We start from the raw sequence: 1,651 nt of genomic DNA, 5'->3' as shown, positions 1-1,651 counted from the left end.
ATCATGGCGCCAGTACCTCGAGCTTTGTAAACCCAATGTGGTTTTACTTATTGTTTTTACCGCCATCGTTGGGATGCTTTTATCCTCCCCTGGCATGGTGCCCCTCGACACCTTATTCTTTGCCTCGCTCGGCATAGGTATGGCTGCAGCTTCTGGCGCTGCAATCAATCACTGGGTGGATCAAAAAATTGATGCCACGATGGAGCGAACCAAGGGACGCCCCATTCCGACTGGAGGCCTGTCATCCAAGGCAGCTCTGAGTTTTGCGCTAAGTTTGTGCGTACTCTCTATGGCGATTTTACTTGCGACAACGAACCAGCTTACCGCGCTACTAACCTTCATCTGCGTTATTGGCTATGCGGTCATCTATACTATGTTTCTTAAACGCTCTACCCCGCACAATATCGTTTGGGGTGGTGCTGCCGGTGCTGCACCGCCGATTCTTGGCTGGGTCGCGATGACAGGTGAAGTTAACACCGAGGCCTTGTTATTATTTCTCATTATCTTTATTTGGACGCCACCACATTTCTGGGCACTGGCCATTCGCCGTCGCGATGATTATGCAAAAGTTGATGTCCCTATGCTTCCGGTGACTCATGGCATTCCTTTCACCAAGGTACAGGTATTACTTTATACTTGTATGCTTCTTGCCGTTACGCTGATACCCTTTGCCATACAAATGACCGGCTTAATCTATCTAGCCGGGGCGGTAGCCTTAGGGTTGGGCTTTATTTATCACGCTTATAAGCTATATCGCTGCAGTGCTGACCAACACGCAATGAAAACCTTTGCTTACTCAATATTCTACCTAACGGCCTTATTTGCATTTCTGCTCGTCGATCATTACATACGACTGGTAATACGCGGATAGAAACTGATTAGATTTCGCAAAGCGGCCAGTTCAACGTATAATACCTGCCCTTTTTCATTTCGCCCTATTTACGCATAGGGCTGTTCGGAACACTGACAGGTATTACGCTCCATGCAAGACTTTCAAATCGACCAATACGACTCCCTGTTGGACAACAAAGCCGCTCAAGTACGTGAGCAGTTCCTGCGTTTCTCTGCACCAGAATTGGAAGTCTTTGCCAGTGAAGTTGAAAATTTCCGCTTAAGGGCCGAATTCAAGATTTGGCACGAAGGCGAACGATGCTTCCATGCCATGTTTGAAAAAGGGACCAAGAACGCGCCAATTGAAATAACTCACTTCCCCATTGCTAGCAAAGCTATCACTGAGCTAATGCCTGTCATGATGGAAGAGATCAACCAGTCACCTCAACTCAAGCATCGCCTGTTTCAGCTTGAATACTTGAGTACACTTTCAGGTGAAATGCTGGTCACTCTGATTTATCACAAACAGTTAGATGAAATCTGGATAAAAGAAGCCAAGCGTTTGAAAGAAAAGCTTGGTATTCACATCATCGGCAGAGCCAGAAAGCTCAAACTTCTACTCGATCAAGACTATGTTATTGAAATACTAAACGTCGACGGAAAAGCACTTCGCTATAAACAAATTGAAGGTGGTTTTACTCAACCAAACGGCAAGATGAACGAAAAGATGCTCAGCTGGGCCCGAAGCTGTGTCGACGGCAATAAGGGAGATTTACTTGAACTCTATTGCGGCAACGGGAATTTCTCTATTGCTATGGCC

Annotated in this window: 1 protein-coding gene and 1 pseudogene; both read left to right on the top strand. The window is 46.3% G+C overall.

The features are described from left to right. Positions 1–871: heme o synthase (cyoE, locus tag A3766_RS04215; RefSeq protein WP_197479308.1), on the top strand; the 871-nt coding region annotated here is incomplete at its 5' end. Positions 872–982: 111 nt separating this feature from the next. Further along, positions 983–1,651, top strand: a pseudogene (locus A3766_RS04210) (tRNA (uridine(54)-C5)-methyltransferase TrmA); the annotation flags it as partial.

This window comes from Oleiphilus sp. HI0132, assembly GCF_001635845.1.
The sequence above is the reverse complement of the archived record's forward strand: the minus strand, read 5'-3'. Positions and strand labels throughout refer to the sequence as shown.